The sequence below is a fragment of the Natronococcus sp. CG52 genome, assembly GCF_023913515.1.
In the GTDB taxonomy this organism is placed as follows: domain Archaea; phylum Halobacteriota; class Halobacteria; order Halobacteriales; family Natrialbaceae; genus Natronococcus; species Natronococcus zhouii.
Map to the genome: position 1 here is coordinate 961,508 of NZ_CP099391.1, position 13,200 is coordinate 974,707.

At 66.1% G+C, this 13,200-nt stretch carries 16 protein-coding genes; 11 read left to right on the top strand and 5 right to left on the bottom strand.

Translation table 11 applies throughout. From position 1 onward, the window contains the following. Window positions 1-209: 209 nt before the first annotated feature. The 4 genes from NED97_RS04995 to NED97_RS05010 all read left to right on the top strand — a co-directional run bounded on the left by NED97_RS04995 (window position 210) and on the right by NED97_RS05010 (window position 4,590). The gene (locus tag NED97_RS04995; RefSeq protein WP_252489625.1) at window positions 210-1,169 is read left to right on the top strand and encodes a ring-cleaving dioxygenase; all 960 of its coding nucleotides are present in this window, start codon (window positions 210-212) and stop codon (window positions 1,167-1,169) included. A 60-nt stretch (window positions 1,170-1,229) separates the two neighbouring features. Further along, on the top strand, window positions 1,230-2,153 hold the full coding sequence (locus NED97_RS05000; protein WP_252489626.1) for a 2-dehydropantoate 2-reductase: 924 nt from the start codon (window positions 1,230-1,232) through the stop codon (window positions 2,151-2,153). Between the two features lie 109 nt (window positions 2,154-2,262). Next, entirely contained in the window at window positions 2,263-3,489 is a 1,227-nt protein-coding gene (locus NED97_RS05005; RefSeq protein ID WP_252489627.1) for an iron-containing alcohol dehydrogenase family protein, read from the top strand. 96 nt (window positions 3,490-3,585) lie between these two features. Then, a complete protein-coding gene (locus tag NED97_RS05010; RefSeq protein WP_252489628.1) occupies window positions 3,586-4,590 on the top strand; it encodes a zinc-binding dehydrogenase in 1,005 nt (334 codons plus the stop codon). Window positions 4,591-5,120: 530 nt separating this feature from the next. Here NED97_RS05010 and queC read toward each other — a convergent pair. The 4 genes from queC to NED97_RS05030 all read right to left on the bottom strand — a co-directional run bounded on the left by queC (window position 5,121) and on the right by NED97_RS05030 (window position 7,698). Beyond that, window positions 5,121-5,864 carry a 7-cyano-7-deazaguanine synthase QueC gene (queC, locus tag NED97_RS05015; protein WP_252489629.1) on the bottom strand — a complete coding sequence of 248 codons (744 nt, stop codon included), beginning with the start codon at window positions 5,862-5,864 and terminating at the stop codon, window positions 5,121-5,123. Window positions 5,865-5,885: 21 nt separating this feature from the next. Next, on the bottom strand, window positions 5,886-6,671 hold the full coding sequence (locus NED97_RS05020) for a 7-carboxy-7-deazaguanine synthase QueE (RefSeq protein WP_252489630.1): 786 nt from the start codon (window positions 6,669-6,671) through the stop codon (window positions 5,886-5,888). 1 nt (window position 6,672) lies between these two features. Further along, window positions 6,673-7,137, bottom strand: coding sequence for a 6-pyruvoyl trahydropterin synthase family protein (locus tag NED97_RS05025; protein WP_252489631.1), 465 nt, complete (start codon window positions 7,135-7,137; stop codon window positions 6,673-6,675). Between the two features lie 204 nt (window positions 7,138-7,341). Then, complete coding sequence (locus NED97_RS05030) at window positions 7,342-7,698, bottom strand: winged helix-turn-helix domain-containing protein (RefSeq protein WP_252489632.1); 357 nt, start codon at window positions 7,696-7,698, stop codon at window positions 7,342-7,344. Window positions 7,699-7,842: 144 nt separating this feature from the next. On the opposite strand from NED97_RS05030, the gene NED97_RS05035 reads away from it, so the two are divergent. Continuing rightward, window positions 7,843-8,529 carry a competence/damage-inducible protein A gene (locus NED97_RS05035; protein WP_252489633.1) on the top strand — a complete coding sequence of 229 codons (687 nt, stop codon included), beginning with the start codon at window positions 7,843-7,845 and terminating at the stop codon, window positions 8,527-8,529. Between the two features lie 8 nt (window positions 8,530-8,537). Here the strand turns inward: NED97_RS05035 and NED97_RS23075 are convergent, their stop codons facing one another. After that, complete coding sequence (locus NED97_RS23075; protein ID WP_256493410.1) at window positions 8,538-8,663, bottom strand: hypothetical protein; 126 nt, start codon at window positions 8,661-8,663, stop codon at window positions 8,538-8,540. Between the two features lie 97 nt (window positions 8,664-8,760). Here NED97_RS23075 and NED97_RS05040 point away from each other — a divergent pair, with 97 nt between their 5' ends. From NED97_RS05040 to NED97_RS05065, 6 genes are all read left to right on the top strand, one after another. Next, window positions 8,761-9,903 carry an ATP-NAD kinase family protein gene (locus NED97_RS05040; RefSeq protein ID WP_252489634.1) on the top strand — a complete coding sequence of 381 codons (1,143 nt, stop codon included), beginning with the start codon at window positions 8,761-8,763 and terminating at the stop codon, window positions 9,901-9,903. 103 nt (window positions 9,904-10,006) lie between these two features. Beyond that, window positions 10,007-11,038, top strand: a complete 1,032-nt coding sequence (locus NED97_RS05045; RefSeq protein ID WP_252489635.1) for a phosphate signaling complex PhoU family protein — start codon at window positions 10,007-10,009, stop codon at window positions 11,036-11,038. 99 nt (window positions 11,039-11,137) lie between these two features. Beyond that, window positions 11,138-11,323, top strand: coding sequence for a DUF7525 family protein (locus NED97_RS05050; RefSeq protein WP_252489636.1), 186 nt, complete (start codon window positions 11,138-11,140; stop codon window positions 11,321-11,323). A gap of 131 nt (window positions 11,324-11,454) precedes the next feature. After that, entirely contained in the window at window positions 11,455-11,679 is a 225-nt protein-coding gene (locus tag NED97_RS05055; RefSeq protein ID WP_148856316.1) for a DUF7123 family protein, read from the top strand. Between the two features lie 58 nt (window positions 11,680-11,737). Continuing rightward, complete coding sequence (locus tag NED97_RS05060; RefSeq protein WP_252489637.1) at window positions 11,738-12,172, top strand: SRPBCC family protein; 435 nt, start codon at window positions 11,738-11,740, stop codon at window positions 12,170-12,172. Next, complete coding sequence (locus NED97_RS05065; protein WP_252489638.1) at window positions 12,169-13,014, top strand: carbon-nitrogen family hydrolase; 846 nt, start codon at window positions 12,169-12,171, stop codon at window positions 13,012-13,014. The genes NED97_RS05060 and NED97_RS05065 overlap by 4 nt, the downstream gene beginning before the upstream one ends. Window positions 13,015-13,200: the final 186 nt, after the last annotated feature.

Sequence of the window (13,200 nt, forward strand, 5' to 3'; positions counted from 1 at the left end):
TGAGTCAGGCTTGTCAGACACTACTGATCGATCCCAAACACGCTGTCTCCCGTATGGAATCGTGCGCGGCTAATTTCTACATAACGAATCACTCGACTCAGACACGCAGACAGTTCGACACTGAGAAACACCCTTCCGATAACGTTCGTGTCACCCCGTGACGCCAGGGTGAGGGAAGCGTCCTAAGGACGGAGACCGTGCTACCGATAATGGCACCTGACACACCCGGACTCCACCACGTGACGGCGATCGCCGGCGATCCGCAGCGGAACGCCGACTTCTACGTCGGCACGCTCGGACTCCGCTTCGTCAAGAAGACGGTCAACCACGATGACACAGGGACGTACCACTTCTACTTCGGCGACGAGGAGGGGACGCCCGGAACGAACATCACCTTCTTCCCGTGGGCCGACAGCGGTCGTTCCGGACAGTTCGGCGCGGGACAGACGAAGACTACGGCCTATCGCGTGCCGGCCGACTCGGTCGACTACTGGCTCGAGCGACTCGAGTCGAACGGGATCGACGTCGAGCGCGAGGAGCGCTTCGGCGAGACCGTCCTCCGCTTTTCGGATCCGGACGGAATCGGGCTCGAACTGATCGCAGCCGACGGCGAGTCGGACGCGACGCCGTGGGACGGGAGCCCGGTCCCGACCGATCACCAGCTCCTCGGGTTCCACAGCGTGACGCTCGCGGTCGACTCGTTCGATGCAACGGCCGGCGTGCTGACCGACGTTCTCGGCTACGAACTCGAGGCCGAGGCCGAGAACCGTCGGCGGTACCGGAGCGCGAGCGGCGGTCCCGGCTCGGTCGTCGACCTGATCGAGAGCGACGCCGGGCGCGGGCAGATGGGCGTCGGAACGGTCCACCACGTCGCGTTCGAGGCCGAGAGCGTCGAGGAACAGCGGGAGTGGCGCGAGGCCTTCGCCGACCACGGACTCTCGCCGACGGAGGTGATCGACCGAAAGTACTTCCGGTCAATCTACGTGCGCGAACCCGGCGGCGTCCTCTTCGAGATGGCGACGATGGAACCGGGATTCACGGCCGACGAAGACGTCGAGGAGCTGGGCTCGCGGCTCACGCTGCCGGAGTGGCTCGAGGACGAGCGCGAGCGGATCGAAGCGCAGTTGCCGCCGTTCGAGGGGCCGAGCGTCGAGTCGGGCGGCGACTGAATCGACGTCGACCGATACCGGCGCCACAATCGCTTTTATCCGCGCTTCCCTACGGGAAGTATGAAATTCGCCGTATTCGGTGCCGGTGGCGTCGGCGGCTACCTCGGCGGTCGCCTCGCCGACGCGGGCCACGACGTCCATCTCGTCGCGAGGGGAGACCACCTCGACGCGCTCCGGTCCGACGGGCTGCGCGTCGAGAGCGTCGCCGGCGACACGACGGTCGATCCGCCGGCGACCGACGATCCGACCGATATCGGCGCGTGCGACTACGTGCTGTTCTGCGTGAAGTCGCACGATACGCGGGACGCCGCCGCGGGCCTCGCACCGCTGATCGGCGCGGACACCGCCGTCGTCTCCTTCCAGAACGGGGTCGACAACGAGAGCTGGCTCGCCGAGGAGATCGGCGCGGACCGCGTCGTCGGCGGCGTGGCGTACATCTTCTCGACTATCGCCGAGCCGGGCACCGTCGAGCACACCGGCGGTCCGGCCCGGTTCGTCTACGGTGAACTCGACGGTCGACGAACGGACCGGATCGAGGCGCTCGACGACGCGCTGTCGGCCGGCAAGGGGATCGACGCGGTCCTCGCGGACGACGTCGACGCCGAGCGCTGGCGGAAGTTCGCGTTCATCTGCGCGCAGGCGGGGATGACCGCCGCGACGAGAGTGCCGCTCGGCGAACTCCGCGAGACCGAGGCGTCCTGGACGATGTACCGCCGCATCGTGGAGGAAGTCTGCGCCGTCGCGCGTGCGGAAGGCGTCGACCTCTCCGAGGACACCGTCGACGAGTGGCTCGCGTTCGCGTCCGATCTCGACCCGGAGATGACCTCCTCGCTCCACTACGACCTGACCCACGGCAAGCGACTGGAACTGGACGCGCTCCACGGCTCCGTCGTTCGACACGCGAGCGACGTCGGCGTCGACGTCCCGATGAACGAGGCCGTCCACGCGATCCTGCGCCCCTGGGCCGTGCGAAACGAGCGGTAGCGCGTCGTGGAAGGACCGAATCGTCCCGCCGTCCGCCGAACGTTCCGCGCGAACCGAACGAATCGCCGCTGTGTTCCCTTTTAACATCGATCCGCTCGTACGGCCGTCTATGTCTCCGTCCGATTCGAGCGACCGCCTCGCGTCGTTCCGATTCGAGTACCACCCGGCGACGATCAGGTTCGGCGCGGGCTGCGTCGGCGACCTCTCCGCCGAACTCGAGCGACGCGGGCTCGAGCGCGCCCTGGTGGTCTGCGGCTCCACGGTCGGGAGCACGCCCGAGGTGATCGAGCCGGTCAGGGACGGCCTCGGTGACCGGCTGGCCGGCGTCTTCGACAAGACGACGCCCGACAAACGGCTCGAGACCGCGCTCGACGGCCTCGACCGACTCGAGGACGAAGGGGCAGACGTCCTCGTCAGTCTCGGTGGCGGGAGCAGCCTCGACGTCGCGAAGGTCGTCAGTATCCTCGCCGCCAGCGACCGGCCGCGCAGGGACGTCGCCGACGAATTCGCCGAGACGGGGACGATCACCGTCCCCGACGAAGGACTGGTGCCGATCGTCGCGATTCCGACGACGCTCGCCGGCGCCGATCTCTCGACCGGCGCGGGTATCAGCGCGTCTCCCGAGTCGGGGCTGGTTGACGACGAGATCAGCGGCGGGGTCGGGGGTACAGACCTGATGCCGACGGCGGCCGTTTACGACCCCGAACTGGTTGCGACGACGCCCGACTCGATTCTCGCGGGTTCGGCGATGAACGGCTTCGACAAGGGGACCGAGACGATCTACGCCGCCAACGCCACGCCGGTGACGGACGCGACGGCCAGACACGGCCTCGAGAAGTTCGAGGACGGCCTCCGGGCGTTCGGTCGGGGCGACCGCGACGTCGAGACGTTCGAGACGCTGCTCGAGGGGCTAATCCTCGTCCAGTACGGGATCGCGCGAACCGACGGAACGACGCTCTCGGTCGTTCACGCCTTCGGCCACGGGCTGCGGGACGCCTACGGCCTCCAGCAGGGCGTCGCCCACGCCGTCGTCGTGCCCCACGTCCTCCGCTATCTCTTCGAGCAGGAGGGCGTCGACGCCCGGGCGGGGCTGCTCGCGGACGCGCTCGGCGTCGGCGAGGCCGCCGACCGCGGCGCCGCGGTCGTCGACGCGGTCGCGGAGCTGCGGGACGAACTCGGGCTCCCGTTCCGCTTGCGGGACCTCGAGCCCGTCGAGGACGACGACTTCACCGACGTCGCGGAGGCGATCCTGGCGGACGGCTTCATGACGAACGCGCCGCCGGGGCTCGAGCCGACGGTCGAGGAGATCGAAGGCGTGCTCGAGGAAGCCTGGTAGTTCGCCGTTCGATCCCCGTCGTCGGTCCCGGCAGTAGCAGCACGTGTCTCCGGAACCGCGGAATATTCCGGTCCGACGCGCCTCGCTCGAGACGAGATGGCTACCGAGATGACCGCATACGTCCTCGAGGAGTACGGCGATCCTGACGGCTTTGCGGAGACAACCGTCGACGTTCCGGAACCCGGATCGAACGAGATTCGCGTCGAGGTCGCCGCGACGAGTCTCAATCCCGTCGATTACAAGATCCGCCGGGGCGACCTGGCCGACATCGGACCCGAGATGCCGGCGACGCTGCACTGCGACGTCGCGGGCGTCGTCGACGCGGTCGGCGAAGCGGTCGAGGCGTTCGAGGAGGGCGACGAGGTGTACGGGATGCCCGGCGGCGCGGGTCGACAGGGTTCACTCGCGGACTTCGTCGTCGGTCACGCAGGTACGTTCGCTCACGCGCCCGAAACGCTTCCGCTCGAGGAGAGCGCGGCGCTGCCGGTCGTCGCGCTCACCGCCTGGGAGATGCTCGCCGAGAAGACGACCGTCGAAATCGGCGACGAGGTGCTCGTCTACGGCGCCAGCGGCGGCGTCGGCCACGTCGGGGTCCAGCTCGCGAAGTGGTTCGGCGCGGACGTCACCGCGACGGCCTCGAGCGAGGACAAACGCGACTTCGCCGCTGAGCTCGGCGCCGACGCGACCGTCGACTACAGCGAGACCGACGTCGAGACGTACGTCGACGAGCACGCGAGCGGCGACGGCTTCGACGCGGTCTTCGACCCGGTCGGCGACGACCACCTCGAGACGGCCTTCGAGGCGGTTCGGCCGTTTGGAGCCGTCGTGACGACCGAGTCCAGCGCGGCCGAGGAGCTCGATCTTTCGCCGATGCACCTCAACTCGCTCGAGCTCGGTGTCGTGCTGGTGATCCTGCCGGTGCTGCTCGGCGATCGCCAGGAGCGAATCGGCGAGGAACTCGCTGATATCGCGACGCTCGTTGACGCCGGCGCGCTCGAGCCGCACGTCGACGATCGGTACGGCTTCGACGAGGTCGCGAAAGCCCACCGCCGCGGCGAGGATGGCGACTTCGTAGGGAAGCTGCTGCTTGTCAACGAGTAGCGCCCTCCCGGCGAGCAGCGTGTTCTCGAGACCGGTTGAGACTTGTGGATCCACCGACCTACGGTGCGGTGGCGGCGCTGTCGATTCGCGTTCGAGCGCAGCGAGGTGCGAGCCTGCGAGCACCTCGAAAGGCGAATAGCGAAGGACGCTCCGCGTCCTTCGGACCGTGCGAACGGGCGCTTCGAACCCGTGAGACGACGGTTTCACCGTTTCACGGCGCCCGTGAGCAGAAACCGGCTGGGGGAGGACGTGGAAATCCCCCGTCGTCAGTGTGAGTCGTGTATCTGAATGAGGTACTGTGCTACATACTGGTGAAGGCGTTACCGCTGCGGTCGAGCCACGAGTGCTGCACCCGCGAGCGATCGACGGGAGCGAGCGGCCTTGTTAGCGTAGATTTTTGGAGGAGAGGTGAGCGAGCAACGCGAGCGAACCCGACGAGAAACAGGTACTTCCGCACTCTCTACACAACAAACCGGCTAATTTGAAATCGAGATCGAGTCCGCGCGACGAAACCGACTTTTCGACTATCGTTACTGCTCCGGTTCGCCCTCGAGATAGGACGGCCGTTCCTCGTACGCGATCGGATCGCGAACGCCGATCCGCTGGAACGCCTGCAAGCGGAACGCACAGGCATCGCAGGTACCACAGGCCGGTTCGTTCTCCCGATAACAGCTCCAGGTGTGCTCGTAGGGGACCTCGAGGTCGACGCCTCGTTCGGCGATGTCGGTCTTCGACCGCTCGACGAACGGCGCCTCGATCCCGATCTCGGTGTCGGGTTTCGTCCCGACGTCGACGACGGTCTCGAAGGCGTCGAAGAACTCGGGCCGGCAGTCGGGATACCCCGAGAAGTCCTCGCTGTGGGCGCCGATGAACACCGCTTCGCAGTCGTTGGCCTCGGCGTAGGAGGTCGCCATCGCAAGGAGGTTCGCGTTGCGGAAGGGGACGTACGAGGAGGGGATCTCCTCGCTTTCCATATCCGCGTCCTCGACGTCGAGTTCGTCGTCGGTCAGGCTCGAGGCGCCGATCGCCGAGAGGTGACCCGTCTCGATCCGCAGGAAGTCCGCCGCGTCGATCTCGTCGGCGAGGCGGCGCGCGCACTCGAGTTCGCGGTCCTCGGTGCGCTGGCCGTACGAGGTGTGCAGCGCGTAGATCTCGTAGCCGCGCTCGAGCGCCTCGTAGGCGGCGGTCGCGCTGTCCATGCCGCCGGAGAGGAGGACGACGGCGCGTTTCGCTGTCGATTCGTCGGCCGGAGGGATGGTATCGGTGTTAGACATGGGTAGCAGCGTTCGATCGCGCTACGTTTCCGGCGCGTCGTTCCAGAGGTCGACGTGGAGCCGCGGCGTGTAGCGAAAGCCGCGTTCCATCGCGAGGTCGGCGACCCGGCTCCGAGTCTCGGCGAGTCGCTCGCGGGTCGCCCCCTCGGGCATCAGGAGGACGTCGTCGTCTCGGATCGGCACGCTCGAGACGTCTCGAAGATCGTCGAGCAACTCGAGTATCTCGGGCATATCGTCCGCGTCGGTGACGACGAACTTCAACTGGAAGGGATACTCCTCGACGAGGCGGGCGAGCGCCTCGAGGTCGATCCGGTCGTTCTCGTGGCGCTCTTCCCACTCGCCGTCGCCCTTGGGATCTCGCTCGGGCGTCGGCGTACTGCTCTCGAGTTTCGGGCTGATCGACGCGAGATCGATCGGCGCGTCGCGACGGATCGTCCCGTTGGTCTCGACGGTGGTGTGGTAGCCGCGGTCGTCGAGTTCCTCGAGGAGGTCGACGCTTCCCTCGTGGAGCAGCGGTTCGCCGCCGGTGAGGACGACGTGGTCGGCCCGCTCGTGGGACTCGACCTCCGCGACGATCTCCTCGATGGTCATCCGGGCGTGGGTCGGCTCCCAGGATGTGTGGTAGGAGTCACAGAACCAGCACCGAAGGTTGCAGCCGCTCGTGCGGACGAACACCGACGGAACGCCGGCGAGCGTTCCCTCGCCCTGCAGCGAGTAGAACAGCTCGTTGATCGGGAGCCCGTCAGTCGACGCGCCCTCCCGCTCCGCGTCGTCGACGTCGCGATCGACCGAGTCGGAGACCGGCATCTCAGAACTGACTCCCTCCGCAGAGTTCGCTCGTCTCGTTGACCTGGACCCCGATGTCGGTCACGTTGTCCGGCAGGGCCTCCTCGAGCTTTCGCTCGAGGATGACGCTCATCACCTCGGCCGTCGGCGGCTGCTCGAGAACGACGACGCCGTCGTCGTCGCCGGCGTCCTCGAAGGCCTCGACGAGCGGATCGCCCCGCTCGAGCAGGAACATGTGATCCCACTCGGAGATTACGTCGGTAATATCTCCCTTGTCGGCGACCCACCCCTCTTCGGTGAGTTCGCCCTCGAGGGTGACGGCAACCTCGTAGTTGTGACCGTGCGGACGAGAACACTTGCCGTCGTGGTGGAGGATTCGATGGCCGGCACTGATCCGGATCGGCCGATCCCGACCGACGTGGAGGGTACGGCCGGTCCCGACGACGGCATCGGCGGGCTCCTCGCGGGCGGCGAGCTCCTTGGTCATACCGTGGTATTCGCCGGCGAATACTTAACTCTGGTCGATCCGGATCCCAGGACTCGTCGATAGATCGAACGCCGTCCGGTACTCTCGGTTCGGTCGATCGTCCGGAATCGCGAAAAAGCGAACGTGCACCCGGCCGTGATCGGATCAGTGAGCGCTGACGGAGCGGCTCTCACCGTCTGAAATCCGTCGGGAGATCCGGGCCGTTTAACCCTCGAGTTGGTCCTGGATCCTGTTTTTCGCTTCGGTTCGCCGCTTCTGCGAGAACGTCGGTTCGTCGGCCGAGAAGCTAACCCCGACTTCGTCGACAGTCCGCCGGTAGATGTTCGTTCGGCGTCCCTCCTCGGAGAGCCGTCGCCCCTCGCAGGTCAACAGTCCGGCGTCGACGAGTTCCTCGATTCGCCGATAGCAGGTGGCGATGGGGATCTCGATGTCCTTGCTCAGCGTCTGTGCCGACTTCGGCGTGCCCGCTGCACAGAGAATTTCCGCGCTGTACTTGTTGCCGAGTGCCGTGAGGACCGTCGTCGAATCCGACTGGTCCTGTGCCGTCCAGCCACGAGACATAATCCCACTATAGCTATTTATCAAAATTGAATCTTTCGATTATATTGAGTATCTTTTTTGCTTTAATTTCGTCCGGGTGGAGTAGTCTCGATCGAGGGCCGGGAAGGGCGGGACGCATTTGAATCGTCGAGTCGAACGGTCAGTATGAACGTCGCGGTCGTGACGGTCGGAGACGAACTGCTCGCTGGACGAACGACGAACACCAACGCCACGTGGCTCTGCGAGCAACTCGCCGAGCGCGGCGCGACCGTCGAACGCGTGACGACCGTTCCGGACCGCGTCGCGGATATCGCACGGGTCGTCAACGAGTATCGCGCCGAGTACGACGCCGTCGTGGTCACGGGGGGACTCGGCCCGACGCACGACGACGTCACGATGGACGGAATCGCCGCCGCCTTCGGCCGCTCGCTCGAGACGCACGACGCCGCGCTCGAGTGGCTCGAGGATCACGGTTACTCGCGCTCTGACCTGACGGAAGGGACGGCAGAGTTACCGGCCGGAGCCCGGGCGCTACACAACGAGGAAGGAGTCGCACCGGGTGTGGCGCTCGAGGGCGTCTACGTACTCCCGGGCGTGCCGGCGGAGATGCGAGCGATGTTCGAGACGATCGCGACCGAGTTCACCGGCACGAAAACCTACCGGGAGACGGTCGTCGCGGACGAACCCGAGAGCGCGCTGCTCGATCGGTTCGACGAGTTGCACGACCGATTCGACGTCTCGGTCGGGAGCTATCCCGGCGAGTCGGTCAGCGTCGAAATCGTGAGCGACGACGAAGCGACGGCCGCGGAAGCCGCGGCGTGGCTCCGCGAGCGGGTCGATACGCCGTCGTAGCCGACCGACTACCGGTAGAGGTAGGCCAGCCAGACGACGGTAACGAGCAGGCTCACGAGCAGGGTTCCCCAGCCGACGATATCCATCGGCAGCGCCGTTTCCGCCTCGAGTACGACGCCGATCAGTTCGTTCATACTCGGCGATCCGTTCTCAGCCCTCTTAATTTTTCAGAAAGCGTGTCGATCGGTGCAAAGCCACACGGATTTAGCGTCGGCTGTCGAACCGTCCGACATGGATTCCATCGGCGTCGTCGTCAATCCGATCGCCGGGATGGGCGGGCGGGTCGGATTGAAGGGAACTGACGACAAGGTCGAGGAGGCGCGTCGACGCGGTGCAGAGCCGCGAGCACCCGAGCGAGCGCGAACGGCATTCGCATCGTTGCACCGGCGGGCGCCCGACCTCACGGTCTACACGGCGGCCGGCGTGATGGGGGAGAACGCGGCTCGAGACGCCGGCTACGAACCCGAGGTCGTCTACGATCCCTGGTCGGAGACCGGAAACGAATCGGCGGCGGAGCCGCCGACGGATCCCGCAGCGTCCGAGACGACCGGCGCAGACACGCGGGCCGCCGTTCGGGCGTTTCTCGAGCGCGGTCATCGGACATCGTCTGACGACGGCGTCGACCTGGTTCTCTTCGTCGGCGGCGACGGAACGGCGGTCGACGTCGCGACGGTACTCGAGGACGTCGGCGACGAGACGCCGATGCTCGGGGTGCCGGCCGGCGTCAAGATCTACTCCTCCGTGTTCGCGGTGACGCCGGCGGACGCCGGTTACGTCGCCGCCGAGTTCGACCGCGTGGAGAGCCGCGAGGTCAACGACATCGACGAGGAGGCCTACCGCGAAGGCGAGGTTCGCACCGAGCTGAAGGCGGTCGTGCCGGTGCCGGTCGCGCCGGACGTCCAGTCGGGAAAACAGGTCTCGAGCGGCAACGTCGACTCGCTGGCCGCCGGATTCGCCCGCGAGGCGGACCCCGATCGAACCTACGTTTTCGGTCCCGGCGGAACCGTCGGAGCGATCGAGACGGAGCTCGGAATCGATCCCTCGCCGCTCGGCGTCGACGTCTGGCGCGACGACAGACTCCTCGCTCGAGACGCCGCGGAGACGGAGATTCTGGCGGTCCTCGAGGATCCCGTCTCGATCGTAGTCTCGCCGATCGGCGGCCAGGGTTTCGTCTTCGGCCGCGGAAACCATCAGATCTCGCCGCAGGTCATCGAGCGGGCCGACGAGATCGAGGTCGTCGCATCGGGAGAGAAACTCGACGATATCAGTGCGTTGCGGGTGGATACCGACGACGACGCGGTCGACGACTCGCTTCGCGGCTGGATGCAGGTCCGGACGGGCCGGTTCACGACGCGACTCGTAAAAGTCATCTAGGATCCCCGCACATCCCCGTGTGGCTCTCAACCATATTAGTATCGGTCCGGAATGTAATGTGTGTATAGTCAAGACTAAGGTTGGCTCCGGCATACGGCCGTCCATGGAAACGCGGAAAGTCCAACGGCTCGGTCCGTCGACGCTCGCGATGACCCTGCCCGCGGAGTGGGCGTCAGAGCACGGCGTCGAGAAGGGCGACGAAGTGACGATTCGAACCAGCGGCAAGGGCACGCTAACGGTGATGCCCGAGTCGGCGAACACCGAAGAGACGGAGGCGATCATCCACGTCGACAGCCTCGACGCCGCCGCCGTCGAGCGCGCCATCGTCGCCCAGTACGTCCTCGGGCGGCGCGTCATCCGAATCCAGCGCGAGGACGGTGCGCTCGACTCTGAACACATCAACGCGGTCTACCAGGCCGAGACGCAGTTGATGGGACTCGGCGTGATCGAGGAAACCCCCGAGAGCATCTCGATCCGCTGTTCGGTCGATCCCGAGGACTTCACGCTCGACAACCTGCTCGAGCGACTCGAGCGGACCGGACGAACGATGCGCGGCGAGGCGATCAAGGCGCTGGCCCACGGCAACCCGGATCTCGCTCAGCGGGCGCTCAACCGCGAGCGTCAGGCGAACAAGATCTTCGTGCTCCTGCTGCGTCTGATCTTCACGGCCTATCAGAACCCGAACCTCGCCCGGGCGGTCGGCCTGAACAGCGGCTTCCCGCTGATCGGCTACCGCTCGATCGCGAAGAACCTCGAGTTGACGGCCGACAACGCCGAGGACGTCGCCGACATCGTCATGGAGATCGAGGGCCACACCCTCGACGTCGACACCTCGATCATGCGCGACATCCGGGAACTGAACGAGGTCGTCGACGAGATCACGTCCCTCGCCGTCGAGGCGGCGGTCGAGCGAGATTACGACAAGTCCAACGAGGTTCGGTCGCTGTTTCACGAGATTTCCGATCGAGAGCACGAGATCCTCGCCGAACTGCCGGAGATGGCCAACGAGGACCTGCTGCGGGTGCGCGAGGTGCTCGTCAGCCTCCAACAGACCGCACAGTACGCGATGCGAAACGCCGAAATATCGGCCAATCTCGCGCTGAACGAGGAGTCCGAGCACACGACGATCAAGTGAGCGACCGACTCGAGTCGCCCCTGCCGCCGGTGCGGCGCGCCGTACTGTCGGTTTGCGCGAAGGGATGCAGTTAAGGGACCCTGCACAGAATCCTCGAGCATGGCTACGCAATCGGAGTCGACGGACAAGGGTCTGGGCCTGGCGCTCGCGCTCGGTGCAGTCGCGACCATCGGTGCACTCCTGATGCTTACCGGTGCACCGAATATCGAAGCCGCGTGGGGATTCGCCGGGGCGATGTTGTTTAGCTCGCTCGCGGTCGTCGGTATCCACCTCTACTGGGACTGACGACGACTTCTCGTTTTCGCTCACAGTCACACGTCGGACCCCGACACTCGATACCACGCTCCACGCCGTTTCAGGTGCGGTATCTGCCGTTAAGAGTTAAGACCGACGGCGACCTAGAGCGGGTACGGACGATGACCGACTACTCCGACGAAGAGCAGCGTATTCTCTCGTACCTCCGCGAGAGTGCCGCCCGCGGCGAACAGTACTTCCGGGCGAAGAACATCGCGGACGCGATCGGACTCTCGTCGAAACAGGTTGGTGCTCGCCTCCCTCACCTCGCGGAGAAATCCGACGAGGTCGACATCGAGAAGTGGGGTCGGGCCCGCTCGACGACCTGGCGAGTCACCGTCAGTTAAGCCGCCTCTCGTCTCCCGGTCCACGGTCTTTTTACCGACGAACGACCCAGTTAGTGGCATGACTGTACGTGTCGACCGGTCGTTCGAGGTGCCGGCGCCTCCCGAGCGCGTCTGGGAGTTTATCTCCGATCCGGCGAACCGGGCGCAGGCGATCAGCGTGGTACAGGAGTACTCCATCGACGATGCGGACGGTCGCCGCGCGACCTGGCACGTCGAGTTACCGATTCCGCTCGTCCGGCAGACGGTCGCCGTCGAGACCGAAGACATCACCCGCCGCCCGCCCGAGTACGTCAAGTTCGTCGGAAACTCGAAGGGGCTGACGGTGACGGGCGAGCACGAGATCGTCGAAACGGAGGGCGGCAGTCGTCTCGAGAACCACTTCGTCGTCGACGGAAAGCTCCCGGGCGTCGAGAAGTTCTTCAAACGGAATCTGGACGAGGAACTCGAGAACCTCCGCCGCGAACTCGAGCGGGATCTCCAGACCACACAATGACCGCACAGCAGACGGAATCCGAAGCGGAGACGTTCCGGCTCGCACTCGCGCAGATCCGGGTCGAGTCCGGTCAGGTCGAGGCGAACGTCGAGCGCGCGCTCGAGGCGATCGGCCGAGCCGCGGCCCGCGGCGCGGATCTGGTCGCCCTCCCGGAACTGTTCAACGTCGGTTACTTCGCGTTCGACCGCTACGAGCAGCACGCGGAGCCGTTCGGCGGCGAGACGTTCACCCGGCTCCGCGAGGCCGCCGTCGAGCACGACGTCGCGGTGCTCGCCGGAACGATCGTCGAGGATCTCGCAGCGACGGAAACCGTCGAGACGCCGGCCGACGAGGGACTGGCCAACACCGCCGCGCTGTTCGACGCGAGCGGCGATCTGCGGCTGATCTACCGCAAGCACCACCTCTTCGGATACGAGTCGGCCGAATCGGAGCTGCTCGTTCCCGGCGAGCGACTCGAGACCGCGTCGATCGGCGACCTCACCGTCGGCGTGACGACCTGCTACGATCTCCGGTTCCCGGAGCTCTACCGCCGCCTGATCGACGCCGGCGCCGACCTGTTTCTCGTCCCGAGCGCGTGGCCCTATCCGCGGATCGAACACTGGAAGACGCTTGCACGCGCTCGAGCGATCGAGAACCAGAGCTACGTCGCGACCGTCAACGGCGCCGGCCACTTCCCGGAGGCCGACGCCGCGCTGCTCGGCCGGTCGACCGTCTACGACCCGTGGGGGGTGACCGTGGCCTCGAGCGGCGACGACTCGGTGCTCGTCACGGCGGACATCGATTCGGCGACGGTTCGAAGCGTTCGCGAGGAGTTTCCCGCGCTTCGCGACCGTCGGCTGTAGGCCGGTTCGGACGGCGGCGTCAACCGCTGTCTTTTTATTTCAGGGTACCATTGATTCCGATGCCGGTTACAGACGCTTTTCACGTCCGACCGGCACTGCGCGTCGCTCCGGCCGCAACTCGCTCGATTCCCGGGATCGAGCGATCCACTCCCGTCGACTCGTCTTCGACCGCGTCCCACTCCTTTC

Excerpts from the sequence above, each read along its gene's own strand:
- NED97_RS05040 (WP_252489634.1), top strand. The coding sequence starts at position 8,761 with ATGGATTCCATCGGCGTCGTCGTCAATCCGATCGCCGGGATGGGCGGG.
- NED97_RS23075 (WP_256493410.1), bottom strand. The coding sequence starts at position 8,663 with ATGAACGAACTGATCGGCGTCGTACTCGAGGCGGAAACGGCGCTGCCG.
- NED97_RS05005 (WP_252489627.1), top strand. The coding sequence starts at position 2,263 with ATGTCTCCGTCCGATTCGAGCGACCGCCTCGCGTCGTTCCGATTCGAG.
- NED97_RS05010 (WP_252489628.1), top strand. The coding sequence starts at position 3,586 with ATGGCTACCGAGATGACCGCATACGTCCTCGAGGAGTACGGCGATCCT.
- NED97_RS05020 (WP_252489630.1), bottom strand. The coding sequence starts at position 6,671 with ATGCCGGTCTCCGACTCGGTCGATCGCGACGTCGACGACGCGGAGCGG.
- NED97_RS05060 (WP_252489637.1), top strand. The coding sequence starts at position 11,738 with ATGACTGTACGTGTCGACCGGTCGTTCGAGGTGCCGGCGCCTCCCGAG.
- NED97_RS05055 (WP_148856316.1), top strand. The coding sequence starts at position 11,455 with ATGACCGACTACTCCGACGAAGAGCAGCGTATTCTCTCGTACCTCCGC.
- NED97_RS05030 (WP_252489632.1), bottom strand. The coding sequence starts at position 7,698 with ATGTCTCGTGGCTGGACGGCACAGGACCAGTCGGATTCGACGACGGTC.
- queC (WP_252489629.1), bottom strand. The coding sequence starts at position 5,864 with ATGTCTAACACCGATACCATCCCTCCGGCCGACGAATCGACAGCGAAA.
- NED97_RS05045 (WP_252489635.1), top strand. The coding sequence starts at position 10,007 with ATGGAAACGCGGAAAGTCCAACGGCTCGGTCCGTCGACGCTCGCGATG.
- NED97_RS04995 (WP_252489625.1), top strand. The coding sequence starts at position 210 with ATGGCACCTGACACACCCGGACTCCACCACGTGACGGCGATCGCCGGC.
- NED97_RS05035 (WP_252489633.1), top strand. The coding sequence starts at position 7,843 with ATGAACGTCGCGGTCGTGACGGTCGGAGACGAACTGCTCGCTGGACGA.
- NED97_RS05000 (WP_252489626.1), top strand. The coding sequence starts at position 1,230 with ATGAAATTCGCCGTATTCGGTGCCGGTGGCGTCGGCGGCTACCTCGGC.
- NED97_RS05050 (WP_252489636.1), top strand. The coding sequence starts at position 11,138 with ATGGCTACGCAATCGGAGTCGACGGACAAGGGTCTGGGCCTGGCGCTC.
- NED97_RS05025 (WP_252489631.1), bottom strand. The coding sequence starts at position 7,137 with ATGACCAAGGAGCTCGCCGCCCGCGAGGAGCCCGCCGATGCCGTCGTC.
- NED97_RS05065 (WP_252489638.1), top strand. The coding sequence starts at position 12,169 with ATGACCGCACAGCAGACGGAATCCGAAGCGGAGACGTTCCGGCTCGCA.